The sequence below is a fragment of the Streptomyces sp. DH10 genome, from assembly GCF_029813805.1.
Classification (GTDB): domain Bacteria; phylum Actinomycetota; class Actinomycetes; order Streptomycetales; family Streptomycetaceae; genus Streptomyces; species Streptomyces coeruleofuscus.
In genome coordinates, this window is sequence record NZ_JARVKU010000013.1 from 231,103 (window position 1) to 248,204 (window position 17,102).

13 protein-coding genes and 3 pseudogenes are annotated in these 17,102 nt (G+C 72.4%); 7 read left to right on the forward strand and 9 right to left on the reverse strand.

Annotated features, from left to right (window positions below; translation table 11 throughout):
* The first annotated feature begins 37 nt into the window (after window positions 1-37).
* Window positions 38-616 carry a TetR/AcrR family transcriptional regulator gene (locus tag QC385_RS26375; protein ID WP_279543841.1) on the forward strand — a complete coding sequence of 193 codons (579 nt, stop codon included), beginning with the start codon at window positions 38-40 and terminating at the stop codon, window positions 614-616.
* Here QC385_RS26375 and QC385_RS26380 read toward each other — a convergent pair.
* The 8 genes and pseudogenes from QC385_RS26380 to QC385_RS26415 all read right to left on the reverse strand — a co-directional run.
* The gene (locus QC385_RS26380) at window positions 603-1,289 is read right to left on the reverse strand and encodes a dipeptide/oligopeptide/nickel ABC transporter ATP-binding protein (RefSeq protein ID WP_279543842.1); all 687 of its coding nucleotides are present in this window, start codon (window positions 1,287-1,289) and stop codon (window positions 603-605) included. The genes QC385_RS26375 and QC385_RS26380 overlap by 14 nt on opposite strands.
* Window positions 1,286-2,254 carry an ABC transporter ATP-binding protein gene (locus QC385_RS26385; protein ID WP_279543843.1) on the reverse strand — a complete coding sequence of 323 codons (969 nt, stop codon included), beginning with the start codon at window positions 2,252-2,254 and terminating at the stop codon, window positions 1,286-1,288. The genes QC385_RS26380 and QC385_RS26385 overlap by 4 nt, the downstream gene beginning before the upstream one ends.
* Window positions 2,244-3,989, reverse strand: coding sequence for an ABC transporter permease subunit (locus QC385_RS26390; RefSeq protein ID WP_279543844.1), 1,746 nt, complete (start codon window positions 3,987-3,989; stop codon window positions 2,244-2,246). Before QC385_RS26390 ends, QC385_RS26385 begins: the two co-directional genes overlap by 11 nt.
* A 17-nt stretch (window positions 3,990-4,006) precedes the next feature.
* Window positions 4,007-5,500 (reverse strand): ABC transporter substrate-binding protein, encoded by a 1,494-nt coding sequence (locus tag QC385_RS26395; protein WP_279543845.1) that lies wholly within the window; start codon window positions 5,498-5,500, stop codon window positions 4,007-4,009.
* Between the two features lie 101 nt (window positions 5,501-5,601).
* Complete coding sequence (locus tag QC385_RS26400; RefSeq protein ID WP_279543846.1) at window positions 5,602-5,832, reverse strand: hypothetical protein; 231 nt, start codon at window positions 5,830-5,832, stop codon at window positions 5,602-5,604.
* 138 nt (window positions 5,833-5,970) lie between these two features.
* On the reverse strand, window positions 5,971-6,735 hold the full coding sequence (locus tag QC385_RS26405) for a hypothetical protein (protein WP_279543847.1): 765 nt from the start codon (window positions 6,733-6,735) through the stop codon (window positions 5,971-5,973).
* 271 nt (window positions 6,736-7,006) lie between these two features.
* Window positions 7,007-7,453 (reverse strand): annotated as a pseudogene (locus QC385_RS26410) (PucR family transcriptional regulator); the annotation flags it as partial.
* Between the two features lie 525 nt (window positions 7,454-7,978).
* Window positions 7,979-8,821, reverse strand: a pseudogene (locus QC385_RS26415) (PucR family transcriptional regulator); the annotation flags it as partial.
* A 190-nt stretch (window positions 8,822-9,011) separates the two neighbouring features.
* Here QC385_RS26415 and QC385_RS26420 point away from each other — a divergent pair.
* The 4 genes and pseudogenes from QC385_RS26420 to QC385_RS26435 all read left to right on the forward strand — a co-directional run bounded on the left by QC385_RS26420 (window position 9,012) and on the right by QC385_RS26435 (window position 12,714).
* A complete protein-coding gene (locus QC385_RS26420; RefSeq protein WP_279543848.1) occupies window positions 9,012-9,992 on the forward strand; it encodes a proline dehydrogenase family protein in 981 nt (326 codons plus the stop codon).
* A gap of 87 nt (window positions 9,993-10,079) precedes the next feature.
* Complete coding sequence (gene pruA, locus QC385_RS26425; RefSeq protein WP_279543849.1) at window positions 10,080-11,711, forward strand: L-glutamate gamma-semialdehyde dehydrogenase; 1,632 nt, start codon at window positions 10,080-10,082, stop codon at window positions 11,709-11,711.
* A gap of 73 nt (window positions 11,712-11,784) precedes the next feature.
* Window positions 11,785-12,334 (forward strand): annotated as a pseudogene (locus QC385_RS26430) (GNAT family N-acetyltransferase).
* 248 nt (window positions 12,335-12,582) lie between these two features.
* Window positions 12,583-12,714: a hypothetical protein gene (locus QC385_RS26435; protein WP_005479955.1), complete on the forward strand. Its 132-nt coding sequence runs from the start codon at window positions 12,583-12,585 to the stop codon at window positions 12,712-12,714.
* Between the two features lie 81 nt (window positions 12,715-12,795).
* On the opposite strand, the gene QC385_RS26440 is transcribed toward QC385_RS26435, so the two are convergent.
* The gene (locus QC385_RS26440; RefSeq protein WP_279543850.1) at window positions 12,796-14,364 is read right to left on the reverse strand and encodes a purple acid phosphatase family protein; all 1,569 of its coding nucleotides are present in this window, start codon (window positions 14,362-14,364) and stop codon (window positions 12,796-12,798) included.
* Between the two features lie 165 nt (window positions 14,365-14,529).
* Between QC385_RS26440 and QC385_RS26445 the strand changes: the two genes are divergently transcribed.
* The gene (locus QC385_RS26445) at window positions 14,530-15,573 is read left to right on the forward strand and encodes a 3-isopropylmalate dehydrogenase (RefSeq protein ID WP_279543851.1); all 1,044 of its coding nucleotides are present in this window, start codon (window positions 14,530-14,532) and stop codon (window positions 15,571-15,573) included.
* A 406-nt stretch (window positions 15,574-15,979) separates the two neighbouring features.
* Entirely contained in the window at window positions 15,980-17,068 is a 1,089-nt protein-coding gene (locus QC385_RS26450) for a branched-chain amino acid aminotransferase (protein ID WP_279543852.1), read from the forward strand.
* Window positions 17,069-17,102 lie beyond the last annotated feature (34 nt).

The following is a 17,102-nucleotide window of genomic DNA, read 5'->3' on the forward strand; positions in this document are numbered from 1 at the left end:
GGACGTGTGTATGGATGCGGGGGTAGGGTGAGATGCCATGGGACACCGTGAGGATCTGCTCGAGGGCGCCAAGCGCTGCCTGCTGGCGAAGGGGTTCGTGCGCACGACAGCGCGGGACATCGTCAAGGAGTCGGGGACCAACCTGGCGTCGATCGGTTACCACTACGGCTCGAAGGACGCGCTGCTGGCGCGGGCGTACGTCGAGATGGTGGAGGGGATGTCCGACGCCTTCGAGGGCGGCGGTGAGCTGAGCGGGGAGCCGGGGTCGCTGGAGCGGTTCGCCGACGTGTGGGCGAACATCATCTCCACCATGCGGGACCCCGGTTCGCTGTGGCGCCTCAGCACGGAGATCGTGGCCCTGGGGGACCAGCTGCCCGAGGTGCGGGAGCATCTCGCGCAGGCCCAGCGGGGCGGGGCGCGCGGCATCATCACCCTCTTCCACGGCGGGGACGAGGACGACGTCCCCGAGGAGAAGGTCGACACCCTCGGCTACTTCTACCTGACCCTGATGATGGGGCTCATGGCGCAGTGGACCTTCGATCCGAAGAGCGCGCCCGAGGCGGGGCAGCTCGTCGAGGGGCTCCGCCAGGTGATCGAGGCAGCTACCCCGAAGTGACGCCGACGCGTCCTTCGCGCATCTCGACGACCCGGTCCGCGAAGTGCCGTACGACCGCCCGGTCGTGGCAGATGAACAGGTAGCCGAGGCCCAGGTCGTCCTGGAGATCGGCGAGCAGGTTCAGCACGCCCGCGCGCACCGACGGGTCGAGTGACGACACCGGCTCGTCGAGCACCAGCAGCCGCGGCTCGGACGCCAGCGCCCGGGCGATGCCGGCGCGCTGGCACTGGCCGCCGGAGAGCTCGTGCGGGTGCCGGTCGCCGTACGCGGGGTCCAGGCCGACCCGGTCGAGGAGCCCGGAGACCCGGGCCGGGCCGTCGGCGGGATCCCAGCGGCCCTGGACCTTCAGGGGTTCGGCGATGGCGTCGCGGATGCGGTGGCGGGGGCTCAGCGAGCCGTACGGGTCCTGGAACACGGGCTGCATGCGGGGACGCAGCGGGCGCAACTCGCGTTCGGTGAGGGAGGTCAGCTCCCGCCCCTCGAAGCGGACTTCACCGCTCGCCGGGCGGCGCAGCTGGAGCACCGCCAGGGCCGTGGAGGACTTGCCGCAGCCGGACGGGCCGTTCAGCGCGAGGGTCTCACCGGCGGCCAGCGAGAAGGAGGCGCCGTCCACGGCGGTGACCGCGCCGTAGCGGACGACCAGATCGCGGACGTCGAGCAGGGGTTCGCTCATGCGGGCTGCCGCTCCTTCAGGAACAACTCGGCGGCCGGGTGGGGGAGTTCCTCCCAGCGGTGGCAGGCGACCAGGCGGCCGGAAACCTGCTGGGGCTCCGGTTCGGCCGTGCGGCAGGAATCCGCCGCGAGCGGGCAGCGCGGGGCGAAGGCACAGCCCGGCGGAAGGGCGCCCGGGGCGGGCGGGGTCCCGCGCAGGGCGGGGAGGCGACGGCCGGGGGGCGCGTTCTGCGGGAGGGATGCCAGCAGTCCGGCCGTGTAGGGGGCGCGGGGGCGGGCCAGCACCTCGTCGGCGGCGCCGAGTTCGGTGAGGCGTCCGGCGTACATGACCAGCACCCGGTCCGCGTGGCCCCGTACGACGTCCATGTCGTGCGTGACCAGGACGAGCGCGGCACCGACCGCCTCCCGCTGCTCGGCCAGCAGCCGCAGCACCTGGTCGCGGCGCTCCTCGTCGAGGGCGGTGGTGGGTTCGTCGGCGACCACGAGGTCCGGTTCGTTGATCGTGGCCATGGCGATCACCGCGCGCTGCCGCATGCCGCCGGAGTACTCGTGCGGATACGCCCGCGCCCTGCGGGCCGCGTCGGGAATGCCGACCCGGTCCAGGGCCGCGACCGCCCGGGCCCGGGCCTCCTTGCGGGAGACTCCGGTCACCGACCGTACGGCGGCGGCCAGTTGGTCGCCCACCGGGTGCACGGGGGACAGCGCCGACAGGGCGTCCTGCGGGACCAGGGAGATGCGGCGGCCGCGGTGGGCCGAGAGGTCCGGGCGGATCGTCCCGCTCGTGGTGGCGCCGCGCGGCAGCATGCCGAGGAGGGCGCGGGCGGTGAGGGACTTGCCCGCTCCCGACTCGCCGACGATGGCCAGCACTTCGCGCGGACGGACGTCGAAGGACAGGCCGCGCACGGCCTCGACCCCGGCGAAGGCGATCCGCAGCTCGCGCACCGACAGCAGTGGCTCAGACTCCAACGGGGGCCTCCTTCTTGACCGGAGCCGGGGTGACGCGCCGCCGTACCCTCCGGCCCTGGGTGAGTGCCGCGCCCGACACCGCCAGTCCCGCCAGCAGGGCCAGTGCCACCGCCGGGGCGAGGGCCGCCCACGGGGCGCGTTCCACGTAGGCGCGGGACTCGTCGAGCAGCAGACCCCACTCGGGGGCGGGCGGCTGGGCGCCCAGGCCCAGGAAGCCCAGCGAGGCCAGGGCCAGGGCGATGCCCGGCAGGCGCAGCAGGGCGTGGCGGGCGACCGGGGCGGCCACGGACGGCAGGACGTGCCGGGTGAGGATCCAGAACGGGCTCGCCCCGATGGCCCGTTGGGCGGTCAGGAACGCCGACGCGCGCACCTCCTGCACCAGCGCCGCCGCGTGCGCGGACAGGGCCGGCCAGGAGATGAGCGCGACCGCGAGGGCCGCGCCGCCGGTGCCGGGACCGGCGGCCGCCGCGACCAGGATGCCGACGATCACCGGGGGCAGGGCGTTGGCGATGTCCGCCGCGCCCTCCGCGATCCGGGGCAGGAAGCCCAGGGCGAGCGCGATCAGCAGGCTCAGCAGGCAGACGGCCGCCGCCGTGCCGACCGTGGAGGCGGCGCCGTGGCCCAGCCGGGCGAGCACGTCACGGCCGAGACCGTCGGTGCCCAGCGGATGCGCCCAGGAGGGTGCGGCCAGCCGGTCCATGGTGTTCACGGCGTACGGATCGCGCGACAGGCCCCAGCCGATCGTCACGGCGAGGACGGTGAACAGCGACAACGGGATCGCGGGATGGGCGCGCACCGGCCGTGCCGGAGGCAGCGACAGCGAGGCGTCACGCAGGGCCGGACCCAGCAGCCGCCGCCGGGCGAGCGCCGCCAGCGCGCCCGTGACCAGGCCGAGAGCGAGCAGCGCGAGCACCGAGCCCTGGAGCAGCGGCAGGTCCTGTGACTTGGCCGCGCCGAGCGCGGTACGGCCGATGCCCGGCACGGCGAAGACCGTCTCCACGGCGACCGCACCGCCGGTGAGCCCCACGGCGACCATCCCGAACTGCGGGACCAGCGGCGGCAGCACGCGCCGCAGGGCCGCCACGGCGATCCGCGCCCGGCTCACCCCGGCGCCCCGCCACAGCTCCACCCACCGCTCGTCGAGCACGGCGGGCAGCGCGTCCGCGACCAGCCGGCCGAGCAGTCCGCCGCCGGGGACGGCGAGGGCCACGGCGGGCAGGACCAGGTTCTCCGGCCCCGCCCAGCCCGACGTCGGCAGCCACCCCAGCCACACCCCGAACGCCAGCAGCGCGACCGTGGCCAGCAGGAACTCGGGTACGGCGGCCAGCATCGCGGCCCACGCCCCGGCCGAGGCCCGGCCCCGCACCAGCACGGGCGCCACCAGCGCGCACGCCAGCAGCAGGGCCACGCCGAGCGAGGCGCCCATCAGCGCCAGCGACACCTGGATCCCGGAGACCACGGAGGGCAGGACCTCGGTGCCCGAGACCCAGGACGTGCCGAGGTCGCCGCGCAGCAGGTCCGAGGCCCAGCCGCCCAGCAGGGACAGGGGACCGGCGTCGAGACCGAGGTCCCGTCGTACGGAGTCCAGGGCTTCCTCGGTCGGATCCTGCTCGGCGGAGCGGGCGCGCAGCACGGCCAGGGCCGGGTCCCTGCCGGAGAGCCAGGGCAGCAGGCCGACGGCGGCCAGGACGGCGACGAGGCAGAGCAGGCGGGTGAGCGTGGCGGCGTCCGCCAACCTCGTTGTTCGGACCTTCACTTGACGTAGGTGTCCGCCGTGACCAGCTCCCGCTCGCGCGGGTCGTGGGCGGCACCGGTCACGCCGGCGGCGTCGCCCTGGATCACCCGCTCGTGCAGCATGGGCACGGCCGCGTCCGTGCCGAGTACGGCGGCCTCGGCGGCGATGACCGCCTTGCGCCGGGCGTCGCCGGTCGGCGTTGCGCCGGCCTTCTTCAGGGCCTTGTCCACGGCCGGGTCCGCGAGCTGGGCGATGTTGAAGGAGCCGTCGGAGGCGAAGTCGCTGTAGAGATAGGCGGCCGGGTCGCCGGAGTCGAGGACGGTGGCGCGGGAGAGGATGAACGCGTCGAACCGGCCCGCCAGCGCGTCGGACTCGATGTTGGCGTACTCGCGGACGTCGAGCTTCACCTTGAACCCGGCCTTCTGGAGCTGCTGTTGCAGCGCGGCGGCGACCTCGGGCAGCTCGGCGCGGTCGGTGAAGGTGCCGATGGTGATCGTCTTGCCGGCCGGGTCGCCGGCCTCGGCCCGCCGCACCGGCCCCCGCAGCTCGGCCGCCCAGGGCAGGGCGGGGCCGAGCAGCCCCTCGGCGACGTCGGCGCGGCCCTCGTACACGCCCTTCACGATCGACTCGGCGTCGATCGCCTCACGGGCCGCCGCCCGCACCGCGGCGTCCTTGAAGGGGCCCTTCTCGGCGTTGAGGTACAGGGTGTTGGTGCGCGGCATCGGGACCTCGGTGATCAGGTCCTGGTCCAGGACGGCGGCCTGCGACACCGGCACCGCCTCGACGATGTCGGCCTCGCCGCTGCGCAGGGCCGCGGCACGGGCCGTGCCGTCCGGCACGAACCGCACGTCGATGCCGGGGGCCTTGGCCTTCTTCCCCCAGTAGCCGTCGTAGCGGTCCAGGGCGGCGGAAGAGGTGCCGTTGACCTTCGTCAGCTCGAAGGGGCCGGTGCCCGCGCCGACGGGGCTGACCGTCTTCCCCTTGTAGGCCTTGGCGGCAAGGATCGACAGCTGAGGGGAGCTGAGCCGCTGCGGCACCAGGGGGTCCTCGGTGGCGGTGGTGACGGTGACCTTGTCGCCGTCGGCCTTCACGGTCAGGTCCACGCCGTCGAGGATGCGGGGCTTGGGGGAGGCCGCGGCGGCCTTGGTGAGGGAGTTGACGACGGCTTCGGCGGTGAGCTTGGTCCCGTCGTGGAAGGTGACGCCCTCGCGCAGGGTGAAGGTCCAATTCCGGCCGGACTGGGCCCATTCGGTGGCCAGCGCCGGCTCGGCGTCACCGTCCGCGTCCAGTTTCACCAAGGTCTCTGCCGTCGACCAGCGCGACAGCTTGAAGGCGTCGTCCGACAGCGGGGACAGCCCCGAGCGGGGTGGCTGCATCATCGCGACGCGTACGCGCTTGCCCCCCGCCCCGGAGTCGTCCGTGGCCGACTGCCCACCGGAGAAACAGCCGGTGAGCAGGGCGGAGGCCGCGGTGACGGCGGCCAGGGGGATGAGTCGGGCGGGGACGCGCACGGGGACACCTCGGTCAAGGCCTGGTAAATGGTTGAACGCGCCATGACCGTAGCATGATGACAATCGTTTTCATAAGTGGCCGATTTTGAAAGTGGCCGATTTCAGGGGATGGGGCGGAAGTACTTCCGCAGCGCCCAGGCGGCGAGCCGGCGACCGGTGGCGTTGCCCACCTCGTCGGCCGTCCGGGTGTGGATGCCGCCCCAGACCCGGGCGTCGACGACGTCCTGCTCGTAGTCGTGGGCGTAGCGGTAGTGGCGGGAGGTGCCGGTGGTGGTCGACCGGATGTGCAGGTCGACGTGGGAGGTGCCGAGGATCCCGGTCAGCATGCGCATCAGCGCACCGCCCATGGTGGCGTGGCCGCTGAGGTAGTCGGGATGCGCCGGGGTGAGCAGCAGCGGCTCCCAGTGCCGGTCGGCCCGGGTCGCCGGGTTGCCGTCGGTGTCCGCTTCCCGGATGGGGGTGACGGGCCGTCAGGTGCCGTAGTGGAGTTTGGCGTCCCAGGCGGCGATGACGGCGTCGGCCTGGGCCGTGTTGGCCGCCGCGTACAGGCGCGCCGTCTCGGCGATGTCGATGCCGTGCCGGGTGGCGTGGTCGCCCAGGGCCCCTTGCGGGTCCAGGTTCGTGAGGAACCGCGCGGTGTCCGTCTGTTCGGGGGTCCGGAGCGAGCCGGTCCGGCCTCCGTAGGCCGCCAGTTCGTGGAGGTCCCTCGCGTACCGGGCGGAGCGCAGCGCCGGCGGGCCGGGGCGGAACTGGTGCGGGGAGTCCAGCAGCAGCGGCCGGACCCCGCCGATCCAGGCGCTGGCGAAGGGCTCGTGTCCGGGCAGGGTGGGGCGCCAGACGCCGGGACCCGGGCGCGCGGGGAACGGCACGGACGCGCCGCGGCCGTCATCGCGGCGGAGGTCGATGATGCGGTCGGCGGCGGACTTCCCGAACGCGACGCCACGGTCCTCGGCCTCACCGTCGGGGATCTTCGTGAGCGTGCGGGTCAGGGCCGTGTCCAGCCGGGGCGCGGCCCCGGGGAAGTGGTGGCGCAGCACCTGGTGGGCCACCGAGGCGGCAGCCGCCGCGGACGAGGCCGTACGAGGTGCCCGCTCGTCCCACTTGTACGGGGTGAAGCGGCCCTCGATGCCGACGACGGCGCTGTAGACGGCGGTGGAGACGTACGCCTCCCAGATGAACATCTCGGCCGGGCCCGGGCGGGCCTCCGCCTCGATGGTGGTCTCCGCCGTGCGCATCCACTCGATGACGGCCGACGCGTCGGACGCCGCTCCCGTGGGACGCCGCTCCCGTGGGATGGTCCTCCCCGGCCCTCGCGTGGGCGCCCGGCAGCGCGAGGGCGAGCACCCCGCAGGCCAGCCCCGCCACCACCGTTCGTGTCGCAGACCAGGCGCGTCGGTTCCGCACGCGAACTACTCCCAGTGGATGGCACACCAGGAGAACCGTGACCGGGCCCGGCGTCCGACGGCGCGCGGGTCCGTCCTCAAACCGTCCGTTGGGGCGACGGACTCACCCGGACGGGCCGATGTCCTGCCCCTGCGCCAGCCGGGCGCCCTTCAACGCCATGTGCAGGAGCAGGCGGTCCTCGCCGTCGTCCAGGTCCAGGCCGGTGAGCTTCTCGATCCGGGACAGGCGGTAGTACAGGGTCTGGCGGTGGATGCCCAGCTCGGCGGCGGCCCGGGCGGCCTGGCCGGCGCAGTCGAGATAGACCTCGGCGGTACGGGCGAGCTCCTGGTGGACGGGGAAGAGCAGGGCGTGCACCGCCGGGTCGCGGGCCACCTCCGGCGGCAGCGCGGTGAGCATCCGGAACGGCCCGATCGACGCCCACTGGGCGACGGGCCCCAGCCGGGGCTCGGCCGACGCGGCCCGCGCCGCCGCCACCGCCTCCCACCAGGCGCTTCCCAGCTCGGCGAGGCCGGAGCGGGGCGTGGCGAGGCCGGCGGCGGGGCTGCCGGGTCCGCGCGGGGGCCTGCCGGCCGGGCCGGACGGAGGGATGCCGACCAGGCCGGGGGGAGAGGCTCCGGGTTGTCCAGCTCGGGCGCCGGCGGAGGCGCGGCGCGGGCCGCCGGTCGGTCCCTGCGGGGGCGAGTCGCCCGCTCCGGCCGCCGGAGCGCCGGTGGCCGGCCCGCCCGAGGCGCCGCCGGCGGCTCCGCCCGAGGCGTGGCCGGGTGCTCCCCGTGAGGTGCCGCCGCTCGTTCCGCCCGAAGTGATGCCCGCCGCTCGGCGCGGGGCACCGCCGGTCGTGCCGCCTGAGGTACTACTGGTCGTTCCGCCCGAGGTGCTGCCGGTCACTTCACCCGGAGTGCTGCCGGTTGCTCCGCCCGAAGTCGTGCCGGTCGTTCCCGCTGGAGTGCCGCCGGTCGTTCCGCCCGAAGTCGTGCCGGCCGTTCCGCCCGAAGCCGTGCCGGTCGTTCCGGCCGGAGTGCTGCCGGTCGTTCCGCCCGAAGCCGTGCCGCTCGCTCCGCCCGAGCCCGGGCCAGTCGCTCCCCGCGACGTGCTGCCGGCCGCTCCCCGCGCGGCCGTGGCGGTCGTGGCCGGCGTGGCGGGGCCGCCCGGCGCGCTCCCGCAGCCCGCCCGCTCCAGCAGGCGGGCTGCCGCTGTCGTCGCCGGAGTCAGTACGTCCGCCGAGCGCAGGCGGATCAGGACGGCCACGCACTGGGACGAAGCCCCCCACGGCAGGGTGCACAGGGCTGTCGCGCCCGGCATCGTGCGGACCGAAGGGGCGTCGTCGGGGTCGGCCGTGGGCCAGGGGGCGACGCAGAGCACCGTGTGGAGGCCGTCGGCGCGGGGGCCGAGGGCGGTGCGGAGTTCCGCGATGGCCATGTCGCGCTGCCAGTCGCGGTCGGCCGTGAGGACGGCCCGCAGCTCGCGGCTGAGGTCGGCGCCGTGCTGGGCCTCGTCCGCGAGCAGTGCCCCGATCCGGGTCGTGACCTGCATGGCGGCGGACAGCTGGCGCTCGCTCGGGCCGGGATCGTCGTCCAGCAGCCAGACGTAGCCGTGGACCACGCCCCGGTGGCGGACGGGCAGGCAGATCCGGCCCCGGTACACCCCGGCCTCCGGCGTCGGCGGGATACGGACCGGGCCGGTCGCACGCGTGATGCCGAAGCCCTCGAACCACGCCCGGACGGCCGCCGTCGAGCGGCGGGTGAGGATCGAGCGGGTGCGCACCGGGTCCAGGGCCGACGGATCGAGGTCGCCCTCGCTGTCGTACGCGCCGAAGGCGATCAGCTCGAAGTCCCGGTTCTCCAGCGTCGCGGGCGCCCCGAGCAGCTCCGAGATCTCGTCGACCAGCTCCTCGTAGTCACCCCTGTGTTCCGACGTCATCCCCGCATTGTCCCGCACTCCACGAGACCCTTCATACATCTGTCTGAGATCTGCGGCACGGATGCGTGACAGCTGTCGATGGCCGACAGTCGGAGGGATCCTTAGGTTTCACGGTGGTTCTCCGTGCCGTACCCGAAGCGTCATCCGCCCGGCGTCCGGCCATCCGCTGGTTGTGCTCTGGAGGTGCCCCGTGCTGGGTCCCGTGATTCTCGCCGCGTCGCGCAGCGACCGGATGCGACGCCTGGTTTCGGCGGCCCCGGTGACCAAACAGGTCGTCGACCGATTCATCGCGGGCGAGGTCGTCGACGACGTCGTGCCGGTCATCCGGGAGCTCACCGGGCAGGGCCTGGAGCTGACGATGGACGTCGTCGGCGAGGACATCACCACCCCCGCTCAGGCCGCCGCCGCACGGGACGCCTACCTGGAGCTGATCGACCGCCTGAAGCCGCTGGACCTCGGCACCCGCGCCGAGATGTCGGTGAAGCTGTCGATGTTCGGGCAGGCCCTCCCGTCGCCCACCACCGCCCTGTTGGAAGGGCCCTCCGGGCCCGCCCCCGCATTCCCAGGCGGCCACGAACTGGCCCTCGCCAATGTCCGCCCGGTCGTCGAGGCCGCCGCCGAGATCGGCACGACGGTCACCCTGGACGCCGAGGACCACACCACCCTCGACTCGATGTTCGCCATCCACGAGGAGCTGCGGAAGGACTATCCGCAGACCGGCTGCGTCATCCAGGCGTACCTCTTCCGCACCGAGGCCGACGCCCGCCGCCTCGCCGCGAACGGCAGCCGGGTGCGCCTGGTCAAGGGCGCGTACAAGGAGCCGGGCTCGGTCGCGTATCTGGACAAACACGAGATTGATCGGGCATACGTTCGGATCCTCAGGACGTTGATGGAGGGGGAGGGGTACCCGATGATCGGGTCCCACGACCCGCGCCTGATCGCCATCGGCCAGGAGCTCGCCCACCGCGCCGGGCGAAAGCTCGACGAGTACGAGTTCCAGATGCTCTACGGCATCCGCACCGAGGAGCACCTGCGGCTGGCCGCCGAGGGTCACCGGATGCGCGTGTACACCGCGTACGGCACCGACTGGTACGGCTACTTCATGCGCCGACTCGCGGAGAAGCCGGCCAACCTGCGCTTCTTCGCCCGCTCGATGCTGACGAAGGGCTGACGCCCGACAAGGGCTGAGGCTCACCAAGTACTGAGGCTCGTCAAGGGCTGAGACCGCATCACCGCTCAGTAAGGAGTTACGGAAAACATGGACGCTGTGACCCAGGTCCCCACCCCCGTCAACGAGCCGGTGCACGGCTATGCCCCCGGCTCACCCGAGCGTGCCCGGCTGGAGGCCAGGCTGAAGGAGCTGGCCGACAACCCCGTCGACCTGCCCTGCACCATCGGCGGCGAGAAGCGGATGGGCGGCGGTGAGGCCTTCGAGGTCGTCCAGCCGCACAACCACCGGGCCGTGCTCGGCACGTACCGCAACGCCACGCAGCAGGACGCCCAGGACGCCATCGACGCGGCCCTGGCCGCCGCGCCCGCCTGGCGTGCGATGTCCTTCGACGACCGCGCGGCGATCATCCTGCGCGCCGCCGAGCTGCTGTCCGGCCCCTGGCGCGAGACGCTCGCCGCCTCCACCATGCTCGGCCAGTCCAAGACCGCCCAGCAGGCCGAGATCGACACGCCCTGCGAGCTGATCGACTTCTGGCGGTTCAACGTCTCCTACGCCCGCAAGCTCCTGGCCGAGCAGCCCCCGGCCAACTCCCCGGGTGTCTGGAACCGTCTGGACCACCGCCCGCTGGAGGGCTTCGTCTACGCGATCACGCCCTTCAACTTCACCGCGATCGCGGGCAACCTGCCGACCGCCCCGGCCCTGATGGGCAACGTCATCGTCTGGAAGCCGTCCCCGACCCAGACCCACGCCGCCGTGCTGCTCATGCAGCTCCTGGAGGAGGCGGGCCTGCCCAAGGGCGTCATCAACCTCGTCACCGGCGACGGCATCGAGGTCTCCGAGGTCGCCCTGGAGCACCGCGACCTCGCCGGCATCCACTTCACCGGCTCGACCAAGACCTTCCAGTACCTGTGGAAGACCGTCGGCAACAACATCGAGAAGTACCGCACCTACCCGCGTCTGGTCGGCGAGACCGGCGGCAAGGACTTCCTCGTCGCCCACCCGTCGGCGGACCCGGCCATTCTGAAGACGGCGCTGACCCGCGGTGCCTTCGAGTACCAGGGCCAGAAGTGCAGCGCCACGTCCCGGGCGTACGTCCCCGCCTCGATCTGGAACTCCGGCTTCAAGGAGGAGTGGGCCGCCGAGGTCGACGGCATCAAGATGGGCGACGTCACCGACCTGTCGAACTTCATCGGCGCCGTCATCGACGAGCGTGCCTTCGCGAAGAACAAGGCCGCCATCGACCGGGCCAAGGAGGACGCCTCCTGCACGATCGTCGCGGGCGGCACCTACGACGATTCCGAGGGGTACTTCGTCCGCCCGACGGTCATCGAGTGCGCCGACCCGGAGAACGAGGTCTTCCGCACCGAGTACTTCGGCCCCGTCATCGCCGTGCACGTCTACGAGGACGACAAGTACGACGAGATGCTGACGCAGATGGAGTCCGTCTCCGACTACGCCCTGACCGGCTCGGTGATCGCCAACGACCGCGCGGCGGCGGCCTACACGGCGGACAAGCTCCGCTACGCGGCCGGCAACTTCTACATCAACGACAAGTCGACCGGCGCCGTCGTCGGCCAGCAGCCCTTCGGCGGCGGCCGTGCCTCCGGCACCAACGACAAGGCCGGCGCCCCGCAGAACCTGATGCGCTGGACCCTGACCCGCGCCATCAAGGAGACGCTGGTCCCGCCGACCGACTACACCTACCCGCACATGGGCTGAGCCCCGCGGCACCGACGGGCCGGGTCACGAAATGACCTGGCCCGTCGGCATGTCCGCGGGGAAGACTGGGCCGATGACCACCCGCGCGCGCACCGCCCACACCGCCGACCTCACCCCCGCCGAACTCGGCGCCGTACGGGCCCTGCTGGACGCCGCCTTCGACGGCGACTTCGGCGAGGAGGACTGGGACCACGGCCTCGGAGGCATCCACGCCCTCGTGCACGACGGCTCCGGGCTCGCCGCGCACGGGGCGGTCGTGATGCGCCGGGTGCGGCACCGCGGCCGGTGGCTGCGCGCCGGATACGTCGAGAACGTCGCCGTACGCGCGGACGCCCGCCGCACCGGCCTCGGCGGGCAGGTCATGACGGAGCTGGAACGCGTCATCGACCGCGCCTACGACTTCGGCGCCCTCTCCGCCAGTGACGACGGCGCCCGGCTCTACACCTCCCGCGGCTGGCGGCTGGCGGCTGTGGCGCGGCCAGGTGCACGCGCTCAGCCCGCGGGACGGCGTCGTCCGCCTGCCGGACGAAGAGGACAGCACCTACGTCCGGCCCGCCCTCGCCGGCCCGCTCGACCCCGCGCACGAACTGCTCTTCGACTGGCGCGACGGAGATGTGCTCTAGGAATCACCGCAGGTCAGCGCGGTGTGATGGAGTCCACCGTCTCAGATAGTAGGAAGTCCGAGTAATTGTGGAGACAGACGCTCCGGACTCCCTTAGTTTTGTAGGAGCCGAACGTCTCGCTCGACCAAGCGAATGGCGGTCGTGAGCCGGGCCCCGTGCAGGCAACCCCTGCGGCACCGCTCCCCGCCCCATCCGGCGTCTCGTAACCCTCCCTGTGCACTCCGTGCTGTCGAAGGAGTCGATTTCCCATGGCCGAGACGACCGTCCGCCGCCGAGTCCGTCACGTTTCCCGTACGACCGAGTCCGACCGCAAGAACGCCGCCGCCGCGCTCCAGCGCGCCCTCGACCGCAGGGACAACGGCGGATCCACCGGTCACTGAGGTCACCGAGCGCGTTCACCGGTCACTGAGCCGCAACACCCCTGGTCCGGGAGCCGCACCCGACGAGGTGCGGTGCGGGGCTCACGCCCCGCGCCGCACCTCGAAATGGTCGATCCGCTCACCGCTCGACGCCAGCGCCGACACCTTCAGCCTCGGCGCGGCGCCGCTCTCCGCCTCCACCGAGAGGAACGAGAAGCCGCGGTAGCGCACCCGCGACCACTGCACCGACTCCGCCTTGGTGTCCCGGGACTTCGTCCACCGGAACGTGCCGACCGACTCGCGGTCGGCGGTGTTCCCCTCGTAGCTCTCCTTGACGCCATCGGGGAAGCCGTACAGCTCCTTGCCGCCACCGCCGGCCGTGACGTACACGATCCCGTCCCGCCGTGGGTCCGTCGTCCCGCCGACCGGAACCGGCCTGCCCACCTCGCCGTTCCTGATGGCGTCGGTGCGCTCGTAGACGTGGTTGTGCCCGTTGATCACCAGGTCCACCTGGTGCTTGGCGAACAGCGGCAGCCACTCGGCGCGCACCCCGCCGTCGGAGGCGTGCGTGGACGTCGAGTACGCGCAGTGGTGGAAGAAGACGACGATGAAGTCCACGTCCTTCGAGGACCTCAACTCGCCGAGCTTGCTGTCCAGCCACTGCGTCTGCCGCCCCTCCGTGTAGCCGAAGTTGGCGGGGATCTCGTACGACACGTCGTTCGCGTCCAGCGCGACCACGCCGACGTTGCCGTACGTGAAGGCGTACACCCCCGGTGCCGTGCGCGGGTCGAAGCCGCTCTCCGGCAGGGAGAACCGGGCGAGTTGGCCGCCGTAGCCGTCCGGTGAGTACCAGGCCTCCATGTCGTGGTTGCCGGTCGTCACCATCCACGGCACCGACCTGGCCACCGGCTCGGTCTGCTTCAGGAACCGGTCCCACTGGCTCGCGTCGAAGACGTCCGACTCCTTGCCCTTGCCGGTCGGGTCGGCGTAGCAGATGTCGCCGGCATGGAGGTGGAACGCCGGGCTCCGGCGCAGCAGCAGACGGTCGTTGAGGGCCGCCTCCTCGCCGACGCCCTGGTCGCCGAACGCCGTGAACACGAACCGCTCGGGCGGGCTCGCGGGCGCCGTGCGGAACGAGGTGATGGTCGGCCGGTGCCGCGGGGACGCCGGATCGAAGCCCTCGTGGCCGACGCCGTAGTAGTACGTCGTGCCCGGGCGCAGGCCGTCCAGCGCCGCGTGCACGTAGTACTGCTCGACCGCCGCCCGTACGCCCTTCAGCTCCGGGGTGTGCAGGTCGCGCAGTTCCGCCTCGACCTTGCGGCCGAGGTCGTCGGGGCGCAGGCCCACCCGGACGTACGGTTTGCGCACCGCCAGCGGCACCTGCCAGGAGATCCGCATCTGCGTCTTCGGGTCGGCGCCGAAGGCGAGGTGGCGGCCGAAGGGAGTGACGTAGGAACCCGGCGCCTTCGACGTGCTCGGCGACGGGCTCCCGGTCGCCGCGGCGCTCCCCGGCCCGGAGCCGGAACAGCCGGTCAGCAGACCGCCCGCGACCGCGCCCGCCGTCACCAGCGTGCGGCGCCGCGACAGCTTCGTACGCAGGTACTCGTGCTGTTCCGCCATGCTCATCCGGCGGGCGAGCTCGGGCGGGATGCCGAAGTGGGGGATCTCCATGTCGGGTCAATTTCCCAGCGAACGCCAACATCCGCCCCACGTACGGGTGAACGGAAGCCGTCGGCCGAGTGCGCTCCGCCGGGCGGGTGCCGTATCGCCTGCCCCGCGCTGTCCGCATCACGGACACCCCGTGTCATCACATGGGACGAGGAGTAGGGTGCCCGCATGTCTCGCAGCATCAATCTCGCAGTGATTCCCGGTGACGGCATCGGCCAGGAAGTCGTGGCCGAAGGCCTGAAGGTCCTCTCCGCCGTCCTTCCGCAGGATGTGAAGCTGGAGACCAAGGAGTACGACTTCGGCGCCAAGCGTTACCACGCCACCGGTGAGACCCTCACCGACGCCGACCTCGACGCCCTGAAGAAGCACGACGCCATCCTGCTCGGCGCGATCGGCGATCCGGGCGTGCCGTCCGGCGTCCTGGAGCGCGGCTTCCTGCTGAAGCTCCGCTTCGCCTTCGACCACCACGTCAACCTGCGTCCCTCGAAGCTGCTGCCGGGTGTCGCCACCCCGCTGGCCGGCGAGCCGCGGATCGACTTCGTCGTGGTCCGCGAGGGCACCGAGGGCCCGTACACCGGCAACGGCGGCACGATCCGCAAGGGTACCGAGCACGAGGTCGCCACCGAGGTCTCCGTGAACACGGCCTTCGGTGTCGAGCGCGTGGTCCGCGACGCGTTCGCGCGTGCCCAGGCCCGCCCGCGCAAGAAGCTGGCGCTGATCCACAAGAACAACGTGCTGACCTTCGCGGGTCACCTGTGGACCAACATCTTCAACAAGGTGGCCGAGGAGTTCCCCGAGGTCACCACCGAGTACATGCACGTCGACGCGGCCACGATCTACCTGGTCACCCAGCCCGAGCGCTTCGACGTGATCGTCACCGACAACCTCTTCGGCGACATCATCACCGACCTCGCCGCGGCCGTCTCCGGCGGCATCGGCGTGGCGGCCTCCGGCAACATCAACCCGTCCGGAGAGTTCCCCTCGATGTTCGAGCCCGTGCACGGCTCGGCCCCGGACATCGCCGGCCAGGGCAAGGCCGATCCGACCGCCACGGTGCTGTCCGTCGCCCTGCTCCTGCGCCACCTCGGCTACGAGGCCGAGGCCGCCCGTATCGACGAGGCGGTCTCCGCGGACCTCTCGGAGCGCACCGGCAAGCCCGCCCGCTCCACCTCGGAGATCGGCGACGCGCTCGCCGTACGAGTAGCCGGCTGACCCGCCCTGCTCAGGGGGCTTCTGACGGATCTCCGCGGCGTCGCGACGCCCGGCACGCACTCTCGCCGCACCGGGCAAAAGGCCTAGTAGCTCCGCTACGAGGCCTTCCGCCCGGCACGCCGAGAGCACGCACCGAACGCCGCTCCTTCTTCCACGGAGATCCATCAGAAGCCCCCTAACCCAAGCCGCCGGGTCGCATCCGCACCCGGCGGCTTCCGCATGTTCCCGCCGGGTGTCACCATCGACCACCGGGCCGCATTCACCCCGTTCCGTCCTCCGTCGCCCCCGGGCGATAATCGAACGCGAGGCCGCGGAACGAGGGAATGCTCGGACGTCCTAGCACTGGTCACCATCAGAGCTGTACCGAGCGCGGCCCGTCACTACAACCGGTGAAGGACTTCAACCCATGACGACGCCCACGATCGAGCTCAAGCCGTCCGCCAACCCGCTCTCCGCCGCAGATCGGGAGGCGATCCTGGCCAACCCCGGGTTCGGCCGCCACTTCACCGACCACATGGTGACGATCAAGTGGACGGAGGGCCGCGGCTGGCACGACGGCCAGCTCGTGCCGTACGCGCCGATCTCCCTCGACCCCGCCACCACGGTCCTGCACTACGCCCAGGAGATCTTCGAGGGGCTGAAGGCCTACCGCCGCCCCGACGGCTCGGTCGCCACGTTCCGGCCGGAGAAGAACGCCGAGCGCTTCCAGAGCTCCGCGCGCCGGCTGGCGATGCCCGAGCTGCCGGTCGAGACGTTCATCGAGGCGTGCGACGCGCTGGTGAAGCAGGACAAGGCGTGGGTGCCGGCGCACGGCGGGGAGGAGTCCCTCTACCTGCGCCCGTTCATGATCGCGACCGAGGTCGGGCTGGGTGTGAAGCCGGCCAACGAGTACCTGTTCCTGGTCATCGCCTCCCCGGCCGGCGCGTACTTCCCGGGCGGCGTCAAGCCGGTGTCCATCTGGGTCTCCGAGGACCGCGTCCGCGCCGTGCCCGGCGGCATGGGCGACGCCAAGACCGGCGGCAACTACGCGGCGTCCCTGCTGGCGCAGGCGGAGGCCGCGACCAAGGGCTGCGACCAGGTCTGCTACCTCGACGCGGTCGAGCACAAGTGGGTCGAGGAGCTCGGCGGCATGAACCTGTACTTCGTGTACGGGAACAAGATCGTCACGCCGTCCCTCACCGGCTCCATCCTGGAGGGCGTCACGCGGGACTCCCTGCTGGCTGTCGCCCGTGACCTCGGGTACGAGGCCGAGGAGGGCCGGATCTCGGTCGACCAGTGGCAGCGGGACTCGGAGAACGGGTCGCTCACGGAGGTGTTCGCCTGCGGTACGGCCGCGGTGATCACGCCGGTCGGTACGGTGAAGCGCGCCGGGGGCGAGTGGCGGCAGAGCGGGGGAGAGCCGGGCGAGGTCACGCTCCGGCTCCGCCAGGCCCTGCTCGACATCCAGCGCGGTACGGCGGAGGACAAGCACGGCTGGATGCACCAGCTGGGCTGAGTGCCCGTGCCCACCGGGGGCTCCGCCCCCGGAC